The organism is Nocardioides zeicaulis (assembly GCF_042432345.1).
Taxonomy (GTDB): Bacteria; Actinomycetota; Actinomycetes; order Propionibacteriales; family Nocardioidaceae; genus Nocardioides; species Nocardioides zeicaulis.
The window spans coordinates 1-18,280 of the sequence record NZ_JBHLXH010000002.1 but is presented as its reverse complement, the minus strand read 5'-3'; the positions used below and the strand labels follow the sequence as shown (position 1 = coordinate 18,280).

Here is an 18,280-nt window from a genome sequence, read left to right as displayed (position 1 = left end):
ACGTGCGGCGGTCTTGGCCCGGCCAGCCGTCGGATTGGGACGACATTCGCCGCACGTGCGCGACGAAGGGCAGATGCGCACCGCCCGAGCACCCCGACGGCAGGTCCGGTTGGACTGATCGCGGCAGATGAGTGGCCTTCCTGACGCCGTCGCCGCGGGCGCCGGCATCGAGCACACACGTGTCCGACATGTCGCCCCTTCCCCGGTCGCGCGAGGGCACGTTGTCGGACACGTGTCCGAGCCCGCACGCCACCCGCGCGCCCGACGGACGGCCGCACGTCCGGACCAACCACTGGCCAACGCCGCGACGGTCGTCCTAGGTTGCCGGGCATGGAGTCCTACGCCCAGGGAGAGGCCAGCCCCGCGCTGCTCGAGGAGACGATCGGCGCGAACCTCGCGCGCACCGTCGCCGCCCACGGGGACCGGGAGGCGCTCGTGGAGTGCGCCACCGGGCGGCGCTGGACGTGGGCCGAGCTCGACGCCGACGTCGACCGGCTGGCCCGCGGGCTGATGGGTGCCGGGGTGGCGAAGGGCGACCGGGTGGGCATCTGGGGCCCCAACAGCGCCGAGTGGACGCTCGTGCAGTTCGCGACCGCCCGCATCGGGGCGGTCCTGGTCAACGTCAACCCGGCCTACCGCACGCACGAGCTGGCCTACGTCGCCAACCAGTCGGGCATGCGGCTGGTGGTGAGCGCCTCCTCGTTCCGCACCAGCGACTACCGGGCGATGATCGAGGAGACCCGGGCCGACCTGCACGCGCTCCAGCGCGTCGTGCACCTCGACGACGAGGAGAGCTGGGGCGGGCTGCTCGCCGACGGCGACGACGTCACCGCGGACGACCTGGCCGAGCGGGCGGCCTCGCTGAGCCCGACCGACCCGATCAACATCCAGTACACCTCCGGCACGACCGGCTTCCCGAAGGGCGCCACCCTCAGCCACCGCAACATCCTCAACAACGGCTACCTCGTCGGGGAGGTGTGCGGCTACACCGAGGTCGACCGGGTCTGCATCCCGGTGCCCTTCTACCACTGCTTCGGCATGGTCATGGGCAACCTCGCCTGCTCCACGCACGGCGCCACCATGGTGATCCCGGCGCCCGGCTTCGACCCCGCCCTCACCCTCCGGGCGACCGCCGACGAGCGGTGCACCTCGCTCTACGGCGTGCCGACGATGTTCATCGCCGAGTGGGCGCTGCCCGACTTCGCCTCCTACGACCTGACGTCGGTGCGCACCGGCATCATGGCCGGCTCACCCTGCCCCGAGGAGATGATGAAGAAGCTCATCAGCGCGGGCATCGACGAGATGACGATCGCCTACGGCATGACCGAGACGTCGCCCGTCTCGACGCACACCCGCCGCGACGACTCCCTCGAGCGCAAGGTCGGCACGGTGGGCCGCGTGTGCCCGCACCTCGAGATCCGCATCGTCGACCCGGTCACCGGCGACACGCTGCCGCGCGGCGAGGCGGGCGAGTTCTGCACGCGTGGCTACTCCGTGATGCTGGGCTACTGGGACGACGAGGAGAAGACTCGCGAGGCGATCGACGCCGACGGCTGGATGCACACCGGCGACCTGGGCGTCATGGACGACGACGGCTACGTCCGGATCACCGGGCGGATCAAGGACATGGTGATCCGCGGCGGGGAGAACATCTACCCGCGCGAGATCGAGGAGTTCCTCTACACCCACCCCGACATCGAGGACGTGCAGGTCGTGGGCGTCCCCGACGAGAAGTACGGCGAGGAGCTCTGCGCCTGGCTGCGGATGCGCCCCGGGGCCGCACCGCTCGACGCCGACGGCGTGCGCGCCTTCGCCACCGGGAAGCTGGCGCACTACAAGATCCCGCGCTACGTCATGGTGGTCGAGGAGTTCCCGTTGACCGTGACCGGCAAGGTGCGCAAGGTCGAGATGCGCGAGGTGTCCACCCGCGAGCTCGGCCTGGCCTGACCGCGGGCGCTCAGCCCAGCAGCCTCTGGAGCCAGACCAGGTCGACCCAGCGGTCGTGCTTGCGCCCCACCTCGCGCATCGTCCCGACGACCTCGAAGCCGCACGCGCGGTGCAGCGCCATGCTGGCGTCGTTGGGCTGGGCGACGGCGGCCACCACGACGTGGACGCCGTCCTCGGCGAGCAACGCGAGGAGGGCGTCGTACAGCCGGCGCCCGGTGCCGAGGCCCTGGTGGCCCGCAGCGACGTAGACGGTGGTCTCGCGGGTGCGTCCGTAGGCGGGCTTGGGCCGGTAGGGGCCGGACGTCGCGTAGCCGACGACGACGCCGTCGCGGTCGGCGACGAGGAAGTGGTCGTCGGAGACGAGCCTCTCGCGCCATGCCTCCAAGGGGCGTCCCTCGACGTCGAAGGTGGCGTGCCCCTCGCGCGCCTCGCGCTCGTAGATCGCGGCGACGGCGGGGAGGTCGGCAGGAAGTGCGCGGCGGATGTCCACGCCGCGCATTGTGCCCCCGGCGGCCGCTGGGTTGGATGAGGCGCATGACCGCGACCCCCGACGGCATCGTGCCCGACACCAAGGACTGGACCTGGGTGCTGGAGCGTCCCTGCCCCGACTGCGGCTTCGATGCCTCCGCCCAGCGCCTCGACGACCTCCCCGACCTGCTCCACGACACCGCGACGACGTGGGCCCGGGTGCTGGAGCGCGGCGATGTCGCAGAACGTCCCGAGCCGGACGTCTGGTCCGCGCTGGAGTACGGCTGCCACGTGCGCGACGTGCACGTCCTCTTCGCCGAGCGGCTGCGCTCGATGCTCGAGGAGGACGAGCCGACCTTCGCCAACTGGGACCAGGACGCGACGGCCGTCGCGGCGGACTACGGCAACCAGGACCCGGCCGCCGTGTCGGCCGCGCTCGTCGAGGCGGCGGGTCACGTCGCCGAGGTCTACGCCTCCGTCACGGACGCGACGAAGGACCGGCCCGGTGTGCGCTCCAACGGCGACCGCTTCACCGTGGCCTCGCTCGGCGCGTACCACCTGCACGACGTGGTCCACCACCTCCGCGACGTGGGCGTGCGGTGAGGGACGAGGCTCTCGACCGCACGGTCCACGCCTACGACCTCGACGCCGTCGCGTACGCCGAGGCCTCGCCCCCCGTGCCGGAGGCGGTCCGGGCGGACCTCGCGGCGTTCGCCGCGCGCCTCGGCGCCGGCGCGCGCGTGCTGGAGGTGGGTTCCGGTGGCGGCCGGGACGCGCTCCTGCTGGAGCAGGCCGGGCTGGTGGTGCGCCGCACCGACGTGACCCCCGGCTTCGTGGCGCTGCTGCGCCAGCAGGGACACGTGTGCGACCTGCTCGACCCGCTGGCGGACGACCTCTCCTCGCCCGACGGACCGTGGGACGCCGTGTGGGCCAACGCCTCGCTGCTGCACGTCCGCCGCGACGACCTGCCGGTCGTGCTGGCCCGCCTCGCGAAGGTCGTGCGACCGGGGGGCCTGCTGCGCGCGTCGTGGAAGGAGGGTGACGGCGAGGGATGGTCGACGCACGGGTCGGTCACCCGGCCACGCCACTTCACCTACTGGCGCGCCGACGACCTGCGGCGGGTGGTCGCCGGGTCGGGCTGGTCCGTCGAGGGGCTGCGCTCGGGCGTCCCGGGCTCGCGGGGGGAGTCGTGGCTCGAGGTGTCGGCGGTCCGTGATGGGGTGTCGGCATGAGGCACACCGAGTTCTGGGCCCGGCTCGACGACGCGCTCGGACCCGCCTACTCCCGCACGTGGGCCGAGCTGACCGTCCTGCGCGACCTCGACGGCCGCACCACGCAGGAGGCGCTCGACGCCGGCGTGCCGCCCAAGCAGGTGTGGGCCGCCGTGCACCGCCAGCTCGAGCTGCCCGACAGCGAGCGGTGACCGCGACGGCCGGTCGGGGCAGATGCGCCGCGACACGCCGACGCGGAGCGCGCGTCGAACACCTGTTCGGGCTACTGTGCATCCACAGGTACGACGAGGGGCGAGGTTGTCCACAGCCGTGGCGGTCCTGATCAGGGACTGTCGGTGGCTCGCCCTAGCGTCGCAGACGTACCTCACCTCACACGACGACTAGAACGGGACACAGCCATGGCTGGTGCAGATCGCGAGAAGGCCCTCGACGCCGCCCTCGCCCAGGTGGAGAAGCAGTTCGGCAAGGGCTCGGTCATGCGACTGGGCGACGAGACGCGTGCACCGCTGGAGGTGATCCCCACGGGGTCGATCGCCCTCGACGTGGCGCTCGGCCTCGGCGGTCTCCCGCGCGGTCGCGTGGTGGAGATCTACGGTCCGGAGTCCTCCGGAAAGACGACGGTCGCCCTCCACGCGGTGGCCAACGCCCAGGCGGCCGGCGGCATCGTCGCCTTCATCGACGCCGAGCACGCGCTCGACCCGGAGTACGCGAAGGCCCTCGGTGTCGACACCGACGCCCTGCTCGTCTCCCAGCCCGACTCCGGTGAGCAGGCGCTCGAGATCGCCGACATGCTGATCCGCTCCGGCGCGCTGTCGCTGATCGTAATCGACTCGGTGGCCGCGCTCGTGCCCCGGGCCGAGATCGAGGGCGAGATGGGCGACAGCCACGTCGGCCTCCAGGCCCGCCTGATGAGCCAGGCGCTGCGCAAGATGACCGGTGCCCTCAACAACGCCGGCACCACGGCCATCTTCATCAACCAGCTGCGCGAGAAGATCGGCGTGATGTTCGGCTCGCCCGAGACCACGACCGGTGGTCGCGCGCTGAAGTTCTACTCCTCGGTGCGCCTCGACGTGCGCCGCATCGAGACGCTCAAGGACGGCACCGACATGGTCGGCAACCGCACCCGCGTCAAGGTCGTCAAGAACAAGGTCGCCCCGCCGTTCAAGCAGGCCGAGTTCGACATCATGTACGGCAAGGGGATCAGCCGCGAGGGCGGCCTGATCGACGTCGGCGTCGAGGCGGGCCTGATCCGCAAGGCCGGCGCCTGGTACACCTACGAGGGCGACCAGCTCGGCCAGGGCAAGGAGAACTCGCGCAACTTCCTGCGCGACAACCCCGACCTCGCCAACGAGATCGAGAAGCTGATCCTGGAGAAGCTCGGCGTGACGCCGGTCGTCGACGCCCCCGCCGACGGCCTGAGCGACGAGCCCATCGGGGTCGATGACTTCTGAGGAGCGCCGTCCGGCGCCCGACTGGGTCGGTGACGTCGGCCTCGGCGTGAAGGCATGGGTGGGGGAGACCCCGTCCACGCCGACCGCGCCGGGGTCGCGGCAGCCCGGTGGCCCTGCCGGGAGCACTGGCGACGAGGAGCCGGGTCGACCCCGTCGGTCGGCCCGCTCCGGCCGCCAGAAGGGTGGCGCCGGTGGGCGCGCCCGCCACCGCACCTGGGAGGAGCGCGAGGCGGCGAAGCTCGCGCGCGCGGAGGCCGCCGCCGCGGAGGTCGAGGCCGACCCCGAGGCGGTCGCCCGCAGGGTCCTGCTCGACACCCTGACCGGGCAGGCCCGCACGCGTCAGGAGCTCGCCGACAAGCTGGCGAAGCGGGGCGTGCCCGACGAGATCGCCGCCGGCCTGCTCGACCGGTTCACCGAGGTGGGGCTGATCGACGACGCCGCCTTCGCCCGCCAGTGGGTCGAGAGCCGCCACCGCAGCCGCGGGCTGGCGCCACGCGCGCTCCGGCAGGAGCTGCGCCGCAAGGGCGTCGCCGACGAGGCCGCCGCCGAGGCGCTGGAGCAGATCGACGACGACGACCAGCGCGCTGCCGCCCGGGCGCTGGTGGACAAGAAGCTGCGCTCGATGCGCGGTCTCGAGCCGCAGGTCGCCACCCGGCGGCTGGCCGGGCTGCTGGCACGCAAGGGGTACTCCTCGGGCCTGGCCTTCGCCGTCGTGCGCGAGGCGCTGGCCGACGTCGAGGGCGTCGACGACCTCGAGCCGCCCGACCTCTGATCACCCCCCTTCCGCCCGCTCGACGTCCTCTGGTGGGATGGGCGGCGTGAACGACGAGCGTGAGGTCCTCACCTACGACCTGTTCGGCACCGCCACCCGCGAGCTGGCCCAGGCCGTGGCCGACTCCGGGTTCGCGCCCGACATGATCCTGTCGATCGCCCGGGGCGGCCTCGCGCTGGGCATGGGACTCGGCTACGCCCTGGCGGTGAAGAACCTGTCGGTGGTCAACGTCGAGTTCTACACCGGGGTCGACCAGCGCCTGGACGTCCCGATCATGCTGCCGCCGACGCCCGCGGCGATCGACCTGTCCGGGCTGAAGGTGCTGGTCGCCGACGACGTGGCCGACACCGGACGCACCCTCGAGCTGGTCCACGACTTCTGCGAGGGACACGTCGCGGAGGCGCGGACGGTGGTCATCTACGAAAAGCCCCACTCGGTCATCACCCCCGACTACTCCTGGCGCACGACCGACCGGTGGATCGACTTCCCGTGGTCGGTGCTGCCGCCGGTGGTCGGCGACGGCCTGGCGCACTGAGGCGGCGCGGGCCGGTGGGCCATGATGTGCCCATGACGACGTCCGCCATCACCGAGGCCCTCCGGCTGCCCGCCGGTCCAGTGGACCTGACCACGATCGAGACCGATGTCGCCCCGGGCTTCGACGGCTCGAAGAGCGAGGGCAAGGACACGCTGTTCGCGATGGGCGACGAGCTGTCCGACCTCCAGGAGCGGCTGTGGGCCCAGTGCACCGTGGGCTCCGAGCAGCGGGTGCTGCTGGTCCTGCAGGGCATGGACACCAGCGGCAAGGGTGGGGTGCTGCGCCACACCATCGGCCTGGTGGACCCCCAGGGCGTGCGGATCACCTCGTTCAAGGCGCCGACCGAGGAGGAGCGGGCCCACGACTTCCTCTGGCGCGTGGAGAAGGGCCTGCCGCCGGCAGGGTTCATCGGCGTCTTCGACCGCTCGCACTACGAGGACGTGCTGATCGCCCGCGTGCACGGCCTTGCCGAGCCCGACGAGATCGAGCGACGCTACGGCGCCATCAACGACTTCGAGGCCCGTCTGGTCGGCGAGGGGTACTCGATCATCAAGTGCATGCTGCACATCAGCGCCGAGGAGCAGAAGGCCCGCCTCGCCGAGCGGCTGGCCAACCCGGAGAAGCACTGGAAGTACAACCCAGGCGACCTCGACGAGCGCGCCCACTGGGCGGCCTACCGCGAGGCGTACGAGGTGGTGCTCGAGCGCACCAGCACCCAGCTCGCACCGTGGCACGTGGTGCCCTCGGACAAGAAGTGGTTCCGCAACCTGGCCATCGGCCAGCTGCTCCTCGAGACCCTGCGCGGCCTGGACCTCGCCTGGCCCGAGGCCGACTTCGACGTGGAGGCGGAGCAGCAGCGGCTGGCCGCGGAGTCGCCGGTCCAGTGATCCCCACCGTCACCGTCACCCGTTACGTCACCCCGCTCCGTGAGGGCGGCAGCCTGCCCGGCGTCGTCGAGGCCGACGACCTCGGCACCTACGTCTGCAAGTTCCGCGGTGCCGGCCAGGGCGCGAAGGTCCTCGTCGCCGAGGTCGTCGTCAGCGAGCTGGCCACGCGTCTCGGGCTGCGTACGCCCCGCCTCGTCGTCCTCGACCTCGACCCCGAGCTGGCCCGCTACGAGGCCGACGAGGAGGTGCAGGACCTCCTCAACGCCAGCGTCGGGCCCAACCTCGGCATCGACTTCCTCCCCGGCTCGTTCGGCGTCGACGGCCAGGTCGCCACGGCCGACGACGAGGGCGCGCGCGTGCTGTGGCTCGACGCGTTCACCGCCAACGTCGACCGCTCGTGGCGCAACCCCAACCTGCTGGTCTGGAACGGCGACCTGTGGGTCATCGACCACGGTGCCTCGCTCTACTTCCACCACGGCTGGCGCTCCGGGGTGAGCGACCCGGCCCGCTTCGCCGCGCAGCCGTGGGACGTGTCGGGCCACGTCTTCGAGACGTGCGCGGCCCGCGCCCGCGAGCTCGACGAGGAGATCAGCGGCGCCCTCGGGCCCGAGGTCTTCGCGGAGGTGCTCGCCGAGGTCCCGGACGTCTGGCTCGAACCGGTCCCCGGCGCGGAGACGCCCGAGGAGCTGCGAGCGGCCTACGTCGCCTTCCTCACCGCCCGTCTCGGCACGCGCCAGTGGCTGCCGGAGGCTCCCCGGTGACCGCCCCGCGGATGGCCTACCAGTACGTCGTGCTGCGCTGCGTGCCCCGCCCCGACCGCGAGGAGTTCCTCAACGTCGGCGTCGTCCTGCACTGCCAGTCCGCGGACTTCCTCGACGCCGACTGGTCGTGCGACCGGGAGCGGCTGCGCGCCCTCGACCCGGGGCTCGACGTCGACCAGGTCTGCGAGTCGCTGGCGTTCGTCGAGCGGGTGTGCCGCGGCGACGCGCGCGCCGGTGAGGCGGCCCGCCAGCCGCTCGGCCAGCGCTTCGGCTTCCTCAAGGCCCCGCGGAGCACCGTCCTCCAGCCCGGTCCGGTGCACGGCGGGGTCACCGACGACCCCGCCCGGCAGCTCGCGCACCTCCGCGAGCGCCTGGTCGGTTGAGCTGACGCACCTGCACAGCAGGTCGTGTGCAGATGCGTCAGCTCGAGAGGCGTACGTGTGCAGGTGCGTCAGCTGGACGGGTCGTGCACGGGCGTCAGCGCGTCACACCGGGACGAGCTCGACGGCGCCGACGGCGTAGCGGGCCAGGATGGCGCGCGCGACGGCCGGGTGGGCGCCGAGCGGGTCGGACACCGCCACCGCGCCGGCCTCGAGGGCGAGCTCGGTGGCGCGGTCGGGCAGCTTGCCGGGCGCGAGGAAGAAGGACGCGACCGCGACGTGGCGCTTGCCCTGGGCGCGGAACGCGCGCACCGCCTCGCCGGTGGCCGGGGGAGCGGCCGAGGCGAACGCCGCGGTCACCGGCAGCCGGTGGCGGGTGCCCCAGGCGCGGGCGATGCGGGCCACCGACTGGTTGGCCAGCGGGTCGGACGAGCCGGCGGCGGCCAGCACGAGCGCGTCGAGCTCGCGCACCCGGGCGTCCTTGAGCGCGTCGCGCAGGCGGATGTCGAGCACCTCGAGGAACGCCGACTCCATGCCGAGGATCCGGCTGGCCTTGATGCGCACGCCCTCGTGGCGGGCCATCGCCTCGGCGATCGCCCGGGGGACGTCGACCTTGGCGTGGTAGGCCTCGGTGAGGAGCAGCGGGACCACCACGATCTCGTCGTGGCCGGCCTTGACGAGACGGTCGACGACCGTGTCGAAGCCGGGCTTGGACAGCTCGAGGAACGCCGTCTCGATGCGGAGGTCGGGACGCATGGTCCGGACCTCGGCGACCAGCGCCTTGATCGTCGCGGCCGAACGCGGGTCCCGGCTTCCGTGGGCCAGGGCGACCAGAGCAGGAGCAGCCATCAGGGGTGCCTCCGATCTTGTGTGGTGGAGCGGTTCTTCGTGGGTGCGACGACGGTGTCGCGGGAGGTGGAGCGGGGTGCGTTCACTGGTGGATCCCGCACTCGGTCTTCGAGGTGCCGGCCCAGCGGCCGCTGCGCGGGTCGTCGCCGGGGGCGACGCGCCGCGTGCACGGCCAGCAGCCGATGCTGGGGTAGCCGTCCTGCACGAGCGGGTTGACCAGCACGCCGTTCTCGGCGACGTAGCGGTCGACGTCGTCGTCGCTCCAGCGGGCCAGGGGCGAGACCTTGACCTTGCCCTTGCGGGCGTCCCAGCCGACGACCGGCGCGATCACCCGGTTGTGGGTCTCCGCGCGGCGCAGTCCGGTGGCCCAGGCGTCGTAGTCGGCGAGGGTGTCGGCCAGGGGCTTGACCTTGCGCAGCGCGCAGCACAGGTCGGGGTCGGTCCTGTAGAGGTCCTTGCCGTACTGCTCGTCCTGCTCGGCCACGGTGAGCGGGGCGCTGACCGTGCGGAGGGTGACCGGGAGCGTGGCCTCCACCGCGTCGCGGGTGCCGATGGTCTCGACGAAGTGGTAGCCGGTGTCGAGGAAGACGACGTCGATGCCGGGGGCGACCTTCGAGGCGAGGTGCGCCAGGACCGCGTCGCCCATCGAGGAGGTGATCGCGAAGCGGTCACCGAAGGTGGCCACCGCCCACTCGACGATCACCTCGGCCGGCGCGAGCTCGAGCTCGGCACCGACGTGGGAGACCAGCTCGCGCAGCTCCTCGGGCGTACGTCCCTCGGTGTGGGTGCCCTTGAAGTCGCGGGCGGCCTGGGTGGAGGCGCTCATGTCGCGCCCCCGCCCGGCCGGATCATCCCGGTCATCCGCACCGTGAAGGCGCGCAGGCACGAGCGGCACTCCCAGGCCCCCGCACCCTCCTGGGGGAACAGGTCCACGTCCCCGCAGTAGGGGCAGTGGAAGGGCTGTGCGCGTTCGCTCATGACGCGACCGGCTCCCCGCGCAGCAGCACCTCGTCGGCACGGGTCACCCAGTCGGCGAAGCGCTCGCCCTCGGCGCGGTCGTCGAGGTAGGCGGAGACGACCGCGGTGACGTAGTCGTCGAGGCCCGCGCTGGTGACCTTGTGGGCGCGCAGCTTGCGGCCCATGACGGGGTGGAGCCCGAGCGAGCCGCCCAGGTGCACCTGGAAGCCCTCGACCTGCTGGCCGTCGGCGTCCATGACCAGCTGGCCCTTCAGCCCGATGTCGGCGACCTGGGTGCGCGCGCACGCGTTGGGGCAGCCGTTGACGTTGATCGAGATGGGGGTGTCCAGGTCGGGGAAGCGCTTCTCGAGCTCGGTCACCAGCCGGCGGGCGCGCTCCTTGGTGTCGACGATGGCGAGCTTGCAGAACTCGATGCCCGTGCAGGCCATCGTGGCCCGGCGCCAGTTGCTGGGCCGCGCCGTGAGGCCGATCTTCTCGAGGTCGTCGGCGAACGCCTCGGTGTCCTCGGCGGCCACGCCGATGACGACGAGCTTCTGGTACGCCGTGAGCCGCGCACCGCGGGCGCCGTACTGCTCGACGAGGTCGCCGAGGGCGCTGAGCGTGGTGCCGTCGATGCGGCCGACGACCGGCGCCGCGCCGACGTAGAACCGGCCGTCCTTCTGCTCGTGGATGCCGATGTGGTCCCCGGCGGTGACGGGCGCCACGGGGGAGGGGTTGTCGACGAGCGAGCGGTGGAGGTACTCGTTCTCGAGGACCTCGCGGAACTTCTCCTTGCCCCAGTCGGCCAGCAAGAACTTCAGCCGGGCCTTCGAGCGCAGCCGTCGGTAGCCGTAGTCGCGGAAGATGCCGGCGACGCCCTCCCAGGCGTCGGCGACCTCGTCGAGCGGGATCCACACCCCGAGCTTGTGCGCCAGCATCGGGTTGGTGGACAGGCCGCCGCCGACCCAGAGGTCGAAGCCCGGGCCGTGCTCGGGGTGGACGGTGCCGACGAACGACACGTCGTTGACCTCGGGCGCGACGTCGTGGCTCGGGTGGCCGGTGAGCGCGGTCTTGAACTTGCGCGGCAGGTTGGAGAAGTCCGGGTTGCCCAGGATGCGGCGCTTGATCTCCTCGAGCGCCGCGGTGCCGTCGATGATCTCGTCCTTGGCGATCCCGGCGACGGGGGAGCCGAGGAAGGGGCGCGGGCTGTCGCCGCACGCCTCCAGGGTGGTCAGCCCGACCGCCTCGAGCCGCTCCCAGATCGCCGGGACGCTCTCGATCTCGATCCAGTGGTACTGGATGTTGTTGCGGTCGGTGATGTCCGCGGTGTTGCGGCCGTACGTCGTGGAGACCTCGCCCAGCGCACGCAGCGCGGCCGCGTCGAGGACGGCGCCGTCGGTGCGGACGCGCATCATGAAGAAGCGGTCGTCGAGCTCCTCCTCCTCGAGCTGGGCGGTCTTGCCCCCGTCGAAGCCCGGTGCGCGCTGGGTGTAGAGGCCCATCCAGCGGAACCGGCCGCGCAGGTCGGCCGGGTCGATGGAGTCGAAGCCGCGCCGCGAGTAGGTGTACAGGATCCGGTCGCGGACGTTGAGCGGGTCGTCGTCCTTCTTGGACTGCTCGTTCTTGTTGAGCGGCTCGGTGTAGCCGAGGGCCCACTGCCCCTCCGCGCGCTTGGGGCGCGGGATGTCGGTGGACTGGGCGGCCTGGGGCTTGAACCGGAGGTCAGGCATGGTCAGGAGGATCCTGTTCGCTGAGGGGGTGCCGCGCGCGACGGTGGGCGCGGTGGAGGACTACTGGCGGCGTCAGCGATGCCAACAGGTCGCGCTGCCCACACGCATGAGGTCGACGTGACGTCGGACCACGAGGTGCGTGTGGGTGGAGGCGGTGACCATGTCAAGAAGTCTCACGTGATGGACACCCCTTCCACAAGATGAAATCTCGAATCGTGGGATCGTCCGCCACGATGTGAGACGAGCGCCGGTTCGGCAGGCGTGGCGCAGCACCCCGGTGCGGTCCAGGTCACACCAGCGCCACCCGCGAGCGTGCCGTGCCCAGCGGGCGCCACCCTCGCGTGCGCGCGTCCGCGCGACCTCTAGGCTGTGGGCCATGACGGACTCCTTGATCAGCAGCGCGTACTCCCAGGCCCTCGAGGTCATCGCCTCGGTCGAGCCGCGGATCGCCGAGGCGACCCGCCAGGAGCTCGCCGACCAGCGTGGCTCGCTCAAGCTGATCGCCTCGGAGAACTACGCCTCGCCGGCCGTGCTCATGACGATGGGCACGTGGTTCAGCGACAAGTACGCCGAGGGCACCGTCGGTCACCGGTTCTACGCCGGCTGCCAGAACGTCGACACCGTCGAGTCGCTCGCCGCCGAGCACGCGCGCGAGCTGTTCGGCGCCCCCTACGCCTACGTCCAGCCCCACTCCGGCATCGACGCCAACCTGGTCGCCTTCTGGTCGATCCTCGCCAACCGCGTCGAGTCGCCGTACCTCGAGAAGCTCCAGGCCAAGAACGTCAACGAGCTCACCGAGGCCGACTGGGAGTCGCTGCGCCACGAGCTCGGCAACCAGCGGCTGCTCGGCATGTCGCTCGACGCCGGCGGCCACCTGACCCACGGGTTCCGCCCCAACATCAGCGGCAAGATGTTCCATCAGCAGCAGTACGGCACCGACCCGGAGACGGGCCTGCTCGACTACGACGCCGTGGCCGCCAAAGCGCGCGAGTTCAAGCCGCTGGTCCTCGTGGCCGGCTACTCCGCCTACCCCCGCCGGGTGAACTTCGCGAAGATGCGCGAGATCGCCGACGAGGTCGGCGCCGTGCTCATGGTCGACATGGCCCACTTCGCCGGCCTCGTGGCCGGCAAGGTGTTCACCGGCGAGGAGGACCCCGTCCCCTTCGCCCACCTCACCACCACGACCACCCACAAGTCGCTGCGCGGTCCGCGCGGTGGCATGGTGCTGGCGCAGGAGGAGTTCGCCGCCGACGTCGACCGCGGGTGCCCGATGGTGCTCGGCGGCCCGCTCTCGCACGTGATGGCCGCCAAGGCCGTGGCGTTCGCCGAGGCCCGCACCACCGAGTTCCAGGACTACGCCCAGCGCATCGCCGACAACGCCAAGTCGCTCGCCGAGGGCTTCCTGAGCCGCGGCGCGAACCTCGTCACCGGCGGCACCGACAACCACCTCGTGCTGCTCGACGTGTCGTCGTTCGGCCTCACCGGCCGCCAGGCCGAGTCGGCGCTGCTCGACGCCGGTGTCGTCACCAACCGCAACTCGGTCCCCGCCGACCCCAACGGCGCCTGGTACACCTCGGGCATCCGCCTCGGCACGCCCGCGCTCACCACCCGCGGCTTCGGCCACGACGAGTTCGACACGGTCGCCGACCTGATCGTTGACGTGCTCAGCAACACCGAGGCCGGCACCACCAAGGCAGGTGGCCCGAGCAAGGCGTCCTACGTCGTCGCCGACGGGGTGGCCGAGCGCGTCACCGCTCGCTCCGCCGAGATGCTCGACAAGCACCCGCTCTACCCCGGGCTCGTCCTCGGCTGAGCCGAAGCACTACCCGGCGCGCGCCTTCCCGTGGTTGGCTTCGCCTGCGCGCACGGGCAGACCGACGGGGGTGGGGTGTGAGACGACGGATTGCCTCGACGTTGCTGGTGACCGGCGGTGCGCTGCTCAGTGGCTGCGGGCTCTCGAGCGGCGCTGCGCCGAGCTCCGAGCCGGTCCAGCAATCCGTCCCGTCCGCAGCCGCCACGACGGCGGACCCGTCAGCAGGACCGTCGGTGCCGGCGGGCTTCCGTGTGCTGACACGGGACGGCTTCAGCGTCGCCCTGCCCTGTCCGACCGTGGAGGAGACGATCCCGGTCACCCTCGCGTCAGGTGTCCGGGTGGACACCCGCACGTGGAGCTGCAGCTCGAGCGAGGTCGCCTTCGCCGTCTCGACGACGACGTTCCCGAGAGGCCTTGCGATGGACCTCGACCAGGCATCGGCCGGATCAGCGCGCCGGACCGGCGGCACCGTCGTCGCCGAGAGGACGGTGACCTACGACGGGGCGCCGGGTCGCGACATCACGATCCGCGTCGAGCGAGGCGGGCAGACGGCGATGTCGTTCGCACGCGCACTGCTCAAGGGTCGCACCCTGGTGCAGGTCAACGCCGTCATGATGGGCGACGACCCGGAGCCGCCGCCGGACTATCCCAAGATCCTGGCGTCGCTCGACCTGACTTGAGCGTGCCTCAGTCGCGCACCCACACGTAGCCGACCTCGGGCCGCCCGGTGCCGCCATAGCGCGGAGACCGGGTGACCCGGCCCTCGTCGGCGAGGTGCTCGAGGTAGCGCCGCGCGGTCACCCGCGACACCCCGACGACCGTGGCGGCCTCGGCGGCGGACAGCCCGTCCGGCGCCTCGCGCAGCGCCTCCACGACGTGGCGCAGCGAGTCGAGGCTCATCCCCTTCGGCACCGCCTCGCCGGTGGGTCCGCTGCGCAACGCGCCGAAGAGCTGGTCGACGTCGTCCTGCACCACGTCGCCGGGCGCGCTCGCCAGGCGCGCGCGGAAGTCGGCGTACTGCTCGAGCTTGCCGCGGAAGGCAGCGAAGGTGAACGGCTTGAGGAGGTAGAGCACCACGCCCTGCGAGACCGCGCGGCGCACCACCTCGCTGTCGCGCGCCGAGGTCACGGCGATCACGTCGAGGGGGCGGCCCTCGGCGCGCAGCCGCTGGAGGAGCCCGAGACCGTGGCCGTCGGGCAGGTGCATGTCGAGCAGCACGAGGTCGACCGCGCCGTCGCGCTCGAGCAGGCGCACCGCCTCCCCGGCGGAGTGCGCCACGCCGGCGAGCTCGAAGCCGGGGACCCGTCCGACGTAGAGCGCGTGGGCCTCGGCCGCGACCTCCTCGTCCTCCACGACGAGGACCCGCACGCTCACCGGGCGGCCTCGTGGCGGGCGTCGACGACGAGCGCGAACCGGGCGCCGCCGAGCGGCGAGTCGGCGAGCTCGAGGTGGCCGCCGTGGCGGGCGACCACCTGGGAGACGATGGCCAGCCCGAGTCCGCGGCCCTCGTCGGCCTTGCTCGACCACCCGCGGTCCAGCACCCGCTGCCGGTCGTCGAGCGCGACGCCCGGCCCCGAGTCGTCGACCTCGATGCGCAGGTGGTCGGCGTCGCCCGCGAGCGCGACCCGCACCCGCTGCCGGCGCAGCGCCCGCGTCTCGGCGACCGCGTCGAAGGCGTTGTCGACCAGGTTGCCCACGAGCGCGACGAGGTCGCGTCCCCCGACCGGCAGGCGGGCGGGCAGCTCGCCGTCGATGTCGAGGGTGATGCCGCGCTCGGCCGCCTGCGCGGTCTTGCCGAGGAGCAGCGCCGCGAGCACCGGCTCCTCGACCGCCGAGACCAGCTCGTCGGCGAGGTCCTGCGCGACCTGGAGCTCGTCGGTGGCGAACTCCACCGCCTGCTCGGGGCGGCCCATCTCGACCAGCGACACCACGGTGTGCAGCCGGTTGGCGGCCTCGTGGTTCTGCGCGCGCAGCGACTCGGTGAGCCCGCGCACCAGGTCGAGCTCGCCGGTCACCGCCTGCAGCTCGGTGCGGTCGCGCACGGTGACGACGGCTCCCACCTCGTCCTGGTCCCAGTACGCCGGAGAGGTGCTCAGCACGAGCACCTGCTGGCCCAGGACGTAGGTCTCGTCCGCCACGGTCGTCCGCCGCTCCACCGCGGCGACCAGGCCCGGCGGCAGGCCGAGCTCGGACAGCGGGCGCCCCTCCACGTCGGCGGGCAGGGCGAGCAGCCGCTCGGCCTCCTCGTTGACGAGCTGCACGCGCAGGTCGGAGTCGACCAGCAGCAGTCCCTCGCGGACCGCGCCGAGCACCGCGCGGTAGTACTCGTACATCCGGGTGATCTCGCGCTCGCCGAGGCCGTGGGTCTGGCGGCGCAGGCGGCGCGCGATCAGCCAGGCGCCGAGGAGCCCGGCGAGCAGGGTGGCTGCCGCGGCGAGGGCGATGCCCGGCAGGTCGTCGCGCAGGCGCTGGTCGATGCGGTCGACGGTGATGCCGACCGCCACCAGCGCCACCACGCGGTCGTCGACCACGACCGGCACGACGGCGCGCACCGACGGCCCCAGCGTGCCGGCGTACTCCTCGGTGAACACGCGCCCCTGCAGGGCGCCGCCGATGCCGCCGACGAAGCGGCGGCCGATCTGGGCGGGGTCCGGGTGGGTCCAGCGGACGCGGTCGGTGTCCATCACGACCACGAAGTCGGTGTCGGTGTCGACGCGCACCTCCTCGGCGAAGGGCTGCAGCGCGGCGGTCGGGTCGGGGGAACGCACCTCCTCGCGCACGAAGGGCGAGTCGGCCACCGACCGGGCGACGGCCGTCGCCTGGTCGCGCGCCGCCGAGCGCAGGTCGCGCCGCGCGTCCCAGGACGCCAGGGCGACCGCGGTGACCACGAGGACGACGACGACGGCGACCTGCAGCAGCAGGATCTGGCGGGCCACCGGGCTCTCGCCGTCGGTGCGACGCCTCATGCGCGCATTGTGCCCCACCGGTCCGCGCGCTGTGACGGCGAACACAACGCACGAAAGGGTGACGACCTTCACAGTCCTCACCACGATGGTGGCCTGACCGGCACCCGCCGGTGCCCGGAGCACAGGAGGACCCATGACCAGCACGCAGTCGGCGGCACCGGACGCGCCCGAGGCGCGCCGCGACCGCACCCACTACCTCTACATCGCGGTGATCGTCGCGGTGGTGCTCGGCGCCGTCGTGGGCCTGGTGTTCCCCGACTTCGCGGTGGAGCTCAAGTGGATCGGCACCACGTTCGTCGCCCTGATCAAGATGATGATCCAGCCGGTCATCTTCTGCACGCTCGTCCTCGGCGTCGGCTCGGTGGCCAACGCGGCGAGCGTCGGCAAGGTCGGCGGGCTCGCGCTGGGCTACTTCCTCACCATGTCGACCGTTGCGCTGGCGATCGGCATGGTGGTGGGCAACCTGCTCGACCCGGGCAAGGGCCTCAACCTCTCCGACGACCTCGCCGGCGTCGGCAAGGAGCAGGCCGCTGAGGCGCACGGCTCCACGACGGAGTTCATCCAGGGCATCGTGCCGGACTCGCTGCTGTCCTCGCTGACCTCCGGCGAGGTGCTGCAGACCCTGCTGGTCGCGCTGCTCGTCGGCTTCGCGCTCCAGGCGATGGGCCGCTCGGGTGAGCCGATCCTGAACGGCATCGGGCACGTCCAGCGGCTGGTGTTCCGGGTGCTCGCGATGATCATGTGGGCCGCCCCGGTCGGCGCGTTCGCGGCGATCGCCGCCGTCGTCGGCGAGACGGGCGTCGACGCGATCAAGAGCCTGCTCACGATCATGGTCGCCTTCTACCTCACCTGCTTCCTGTTCGTGTTCGTCGTCCTCGGCGCGATCCTCAAGCTGGTCACGGGCATCAACATCTGGAGCCTGCTGAAGTACCTCGGCCGCGAGTTCCTGCTGATCGTGTCGACCTCGTCGTCCGAGTCGGCCCTGCCGCGCCTCATCGCCAAGATGAACCACGCCGGCGTCGAGAAGACCACGGTGGGCGTCGTCGTGCCGACCGGCTACTCCTTCAACCTCGACGGCACCGCGATCTACCTGACGATGGCCTCGATCTTCATCGCCGACGCCCTCGACAAGCCGCTGTCGATCGGCGAGCAGATCTCCCTGCTCCTGTTCATGATCATCGCCTCGAAGGGCGCTGCCGGCGTCACCGGCGCCGGCCTGGCCACCCTTGCCGGCGGCCTGTCCTCCCACCGCCCCGAGCTGCTGGACGGCGTCGGCCTCATCGTCGGCATCGACCGCTTCATGTCCGAGGCCCGCGCGGTCACCAACTTCGCCGGCAACTCGGTCGCCACCATCCTGGTCGGCCACTGGACCGGCACCCTCGACCGCGCCCAGCTCGACCGGGTGCTGGCCGGCGAGGACCGCTTCGACGAGGCGACCATGGTCGACGACCACGGCGCCCCCGCCCGCGAGCCCGCCGCCACCCACTGACCCACCCGCTCCACGAGCGCCCCGGACCCCGGTCCGGGGCGCT

At 72.2% G+C, this 18,280-nt stretch carries 20 protein-coding genes; 13 read left to right on the top strand and 7 right to left on the bottom strand.

Annotated elements, in window-relative coordinates; all coding sequences use genetic code 11:
- Window positions 1-330 precede the first annotated feature (330 nt).
- Complete coding sequence (locus tag ACFFJG_RS14650; protein WP_378519522.1) at window positions 331-1,947, top strand: AMP-binding protein; 1,617 nt, start codon at window positions 331-333, stop codon at window positions 1,945-1,947.
- 10 nt (window positions 1,948-1,957) lie between these two features.
- On the opposite strand, the gene ACFFJG_RS14645 is transcribed toward ACFFJG_RS14650, so the two are convergent.
- Window positions 1,958-2,437: a GNAT family N-acetyltransferase gene (locus ACFFJG_RS14645; protein ID WP_378519521.1), complete on the bottom strand. Its 480-nt coding sequence runs from the start codon at window positions 2,435-2,437 to the stop codon at window positions 1,958-1,960.
- A 44-nt stretch (window positions 2,438-2,481) separates the two neighbouring features.
- Here ACFFJG_RS14645 and ACFFJG_RS14640 point away from each other — a divergent pair, with 44 nt between their 5' ends.
- The 9 genes from ACFFJG_RS14640 (at window position 2,482) to ACFFJG_RS14600 (ending at window position 8,436) form a co-directional block, all read left to right on the top strand.
- On the top strand, window positions 2,482-3,018 hold the full coding sequence (locus ACFFJG_RS14640) for a DinB family protein (protein ID WP_378519520.1): 537 nt from the start codon (window positions 2,482-2,484) through the stop codon (window positions 3,016-3,018).
- On the top strand, window positions 3,015-3,647 hold the full coding sequence (locus ACFFJG_RS14635; RefSeq protein WP_378519519.1) for a class I SAM-dependent methyltransferase: 633 nt from the start codon (window positions 3,015-3,017) through the stop codon (window positions 3,645-3,647). The genes ACFFJG_RS14640 and ACFFJG_RS14635 overlap by 4 nt, the downstream gene beginning before the upstream one ends.
- Window positions 3,644-3,838 carry a DUF3046 domain-containing protein gene (locus tag ACFFJG_RS14630; RefSeq protein ID WP_378519518.1) on the top strand — a complete coding sequence of 65 codons (195 nt, stop codon included), beginning with the start codon at window positions 3,644-3,646 and terminating at the stop codon, window positions 3,836-3,838. Before ACFFJG_RS14635 ends, ACFFJG_RS14630 begins: the two co-directional genes overlap by 4 nt.
- A 207-nt stretch (window positions 3,839-4,045) precedes the next feature.
- Window positions 4,046-5,098 (top strand): recombinase RecA, encoded by a 1,053-nt coding sequence (gene recA, locus ACFFJG_RS14625; RefSeq protein WP_378519517.1) that lies wholly within the window; start codon window positions 4,046-4,048, stop codon window positions 5,096-5,098.
- Window positions 5,088-5,870, top strand: coding sequence for a regulatory protein RecX (locus tag ACFFJG_RS14620; protein WP_378519516.1), 783 nt, complete (start codon window positions 5,088-5,090; stop codon window positions 5,868-5,870). The genes recA and ACFFJG_RS14620 overlap by 11 nt, the downstream gene beginning before the upstream one ends.
- A gap of 46 nt (window positions 5,871-5,916) precedes the next feature.
- Window positions 5,917-6,405, top strand: coding sequence for a phosphoribosyltransferase (locus ACFFJG_RS14615; RefSeq protein ID WP_378519515.1), 489 nt, complete (start codon window positions 5,917-5,919; stop codon window positions 6,403-6,405).
- Window positions 6,406-6,437: 32 nt separating this feature from the next.
- On the top strand, window positions 6,438-7,292 hold the full coding sequence (locus ACFFJG_RS14610) for a PPK2 family polyphosphate kinase (RefSeq protein ID WP_378519514.1): 855 nt from the start codon (window positions 6,438-6,440) through the stop codon (window positions 7,290-7,292).
- Complete coding sequence (locus ACFFJG_RS14605; RefSeq protein ID WP_378519513.1) at window positions 7,289-8,053, top strand: HipA family kinase; 765 nt, start codon at window positions 7,289-7,291, stop codon at window positions 8,051-8,053. The genes ACFFJG_RS14610 and ACFFJG_RS14605 overlap by 4 nt, the downstream gene beginning before the upstream one ends.
- Window positions 8,050-8,436 (top strand): DUF3037 domain-containing protein, encoded by a 387-nt coding sequence (locus ACFFJG_RS14600; RefSeq protein ID WP_378519512.1) that lies wholly within the window; start codon window positions 8,050-8,052, stop codon window positions 8,434-8,436. The genes ACFFJG_RS14605 and ACFFJG_RS14600 overlap by 4 nt, the downstream gene beginning before the upstream one ends.
- A 102-nt stretch (window positions 8,437-8,538) precedes the next feature.
- Here ACFFJG_RS14600 and ACFFJG_RS14595 read toward each other — a convergent pair whose 3' ends face one another.
- The 4 genes from ACFFJG_RS14595 to ACFFJG_RS14580 all read right to left on the bottom strand — a co-directional run bounded on the left by ACFFJG_RS14595 (window position 8,539) and on the right by ACFFJG_RS14580 (window position 11,969).
- The gene (locus tag ACFFJG_RS14595) at window positions 8,539-9,282 is read right to left on the bottom strand and encodes a sirohydrochlorin chelatase (RefSeq protein WP_378519511.1); all 744 of its coding nucleotides are present in this window, start codon (window positions 9,280-9,282) and stop codon (window positions 8,539-8,541) included.
- Window positions 9,283-9,364: 82 nt separating this feature from the next.
- Window positions 9,365-10,108 carry a phosphoadenylyl-sulfate reductase gene (locus tag ACFFJG_RS14590; protein ID WP_378519510.1) on the bottom strand — a complete coding sequence of 248 codons (744 nt, stop codon included), beginning with the start codon at window positions 10,106-10,108 and terminating at the stop codon, window positions 9,365-9,367.
- A complete protein-coding gene (locus ACFFJG_RS14585) occupies window positions 10,105-10,260 on the bottom strand; it encodes a hypothetical protein (RefSeq protein ID WP_378519509.1) in 156 nt (51 codons plus the stop codon). Before ACFFJG_RS14585 ends, ACFFJG_RS14590 begins: the two co-directional genes overlap by 4 nt.
- Complete coding sequence (locus ACFFJG_RS14580; RefSeq protein ID WP_378519508.1) at window positions 10,257-11,969, bottom strand: nitrite/sulfite reductase; 1,713 nt, start codon at window positions 11,967-11,969, stop codon at window positions 10,257-10,259. The genes ACFFJG_RS14585 and ACFFJG_RS14580 overlap by 4 nt, the downstream gene beginning before the upstream one ends.
- A gap of 376 nt (window positions 11,970-12,345) precedes the next feature.
- Between ACFFJG_RS14580 and ACFFJG_RS14575 the strand changes: the two genes are divergently transcribed.
- Window positions 12,346-13,782, top strand: a complete 1,437-nt coding sequence (locus tag ACFFJG_RS14575; protein WP_378519507.1) for a glycine hydroxymethyltransferase — start codon at window positions 12,346-12,348, stop codon at window positions 13,780-13,782.
- Between the two features lie 419 nt (window positions 13,783-14,201).
- Window positions 14,202-14,462 (top strand): hypothetical protein, encoded by a 261-nt coding sequence (locus ACFFJG_RS14570; RefSeq protein ID WP_378519506.1) that lies wholly within the window; start codon window positions 14,202-14,204, stop codon window positions 14,460-14,462.
- A 7-nt stretch (window positions 14,463-14,469) separates the two neighbouring features.
- Here ACFFJG_RS14570 and ACFFJG_RS14565 read toward each other — a convergent pair whose 3' ends face one another.
- Both ACFFJG_RS14565 and ACFFJG_RS14560 read right to left on the bottom strand, forming a co-directional pair.
- On the bottom strand, window positions 14,470-15,156 hold the full coding sequence (locus tag ACFFJG_RS14565) for a response regulator (protein WP_378519505.1): 687 nt from the start codon (window positions 15,154-15,156) through the stop codon (window positions 14,470-14,472).
- Window positions 15,153-16,748: a sensor histidine kinase gene (locus tag ACFFJG_RS14560; RefSeq protein WP_378519504.1), complete on the bottom strand. Its 1,596-nt coding sequence runs from the start codon at window positions 16,746-16,748 to the stop codon at window positions 15,153-15,155. Before ACFFJG_RS14560 ends, ACFFJG_RS14565 begins: the two co-directional genes overlap by 4 nt.
- Window positions 16,749-16,881: 133 nt before the next feature.
- Here ACFFJG_RS14560 and ACFFJG_RS14555 point away from each other — a divergent pair, with 133 nt between their 5' ends.
- Window positions 16,882-18,237, top strand: a complete 1,356-nt coding sequence (locus tag ACFFJG_RS14555) for a cation:dicarboxylate symporter family transporter (protein WP_378519503.1) — start codon at window positions 16,882-16,884, stop codon at window positions 18,235-18,237.
- Window positions 18,238-18,280 lie beyond the last annotated feature (43 nt).

What these genes read in the sequence shown, in the direction of transcription:
- ACFFJG_RS14640 (WP_378519520.1), top strand. Translation starts at nt 2,482, where the DNA reads ATGACCGCGACCCCCGACGGCATCGTGCCCGACACCAAGGACTGGACC.
- ACFFJG_RS14620 (WP_378519516.1), top strand. Translation starts at nt 5,088, where the DNA reads ATGACTTCTGAGGAGCGCCGTCCGGCGCCCGACTGGGTCGGTGACGTC.
- ACFFJG_RS14575 (WP_378519507.1), top strand. Translation starts at nt 12,346, where the DNA reads ATGACGGACTCCTTGATCAGCAGCGCGTACTCCCAGGCCCTCGAGGTC.
- ACFFJG_RS14560 (WP_378519504.1), bottom strand. Translation starts at nt 16,748, where the DNA reads ATGAGGCGTCGCACCGACGGCGAGAGCCCGGTGGCCCGCCAGATCCTG.
- ACFFJG_RS14630 (WP_378519518.1), top strand. Translation starts at nt 3,644, where the DNA reads ATGAGGCACACCGAGTTCTGGGCCCGGCTCGACGACGCGCTCGGACCC.
- recA (WP_378519517.1), top strand. Translation starts at nt 4,046, where the DNA reads ATGGCTGGTGCAGATCGCGAGAAGGCCCTCGACGCCGCCCTCGCCCAG.
- ACFFJG_RS14570 (WP_378519506.1), top strand. Translation starts at nt 14,202, where the DNA reads ATGGACCTCGACCAGGCATCGGCCGGATCAGCGCGCCGGACCGGCGGC.
- ACFFJG_RS14610 (WP_378519514.1), top strand. Translation starts at nt 6,438, where the DNA reads ATGACGACGTCCGCCATCACCGAGGCCCTCCGGCTGCCCGCCGGTCCA.
- ACFFJG_RS14595 (WP_378519511.1), bottom strand. Translation starts at nt 9,282, where the DNA reads ATGGCTGCTCCTGCTCTGGTCGCCCTGGCCCACGGAAGCCGGGACCCG.
- ACFFJG_RS14585 (WP_378519509.1), bottom strand. Translation starts at nt 10,260, where the DNA reads ATGAGCGAACGCGCACAGCCCTTCCACTGCCCCTACTGCGGGGACGTG.
- ACFFJG_RS14580 (WP_378519508.1), bottom strand. Translation starts at nt 11,969, where the DNA reads ATGCCTGACCTCCGGTTCAAGCCCCAGGCCGCCCAGTCCACCGACATC.
- ACFFJG_RS14590 (WP_378519510.1), bottom strand. Translation starts at nt 10,108, where the DNA reads ATGAGCGCCTCCACCCAGGCCGCCCGCGACTTCAAGGGCACCCACACC.
- ACFFJG_RS14650 (WP_378519522.1), top strand. Translation starts at nt 331, where the DNA reads ATGGAGTCCTACGCCCAGGGAGAGGCCAGCCCCGCGCTGCTCGAGGAG.
- ACFFJG_RS14555 (WP_378519503.1), top strand. Translation starts at nt 16,882, where the DNA reads ATGACCAGCACGCAGTCGGCGGCACCGGACGCGCCCGAGGCGCGCCGC.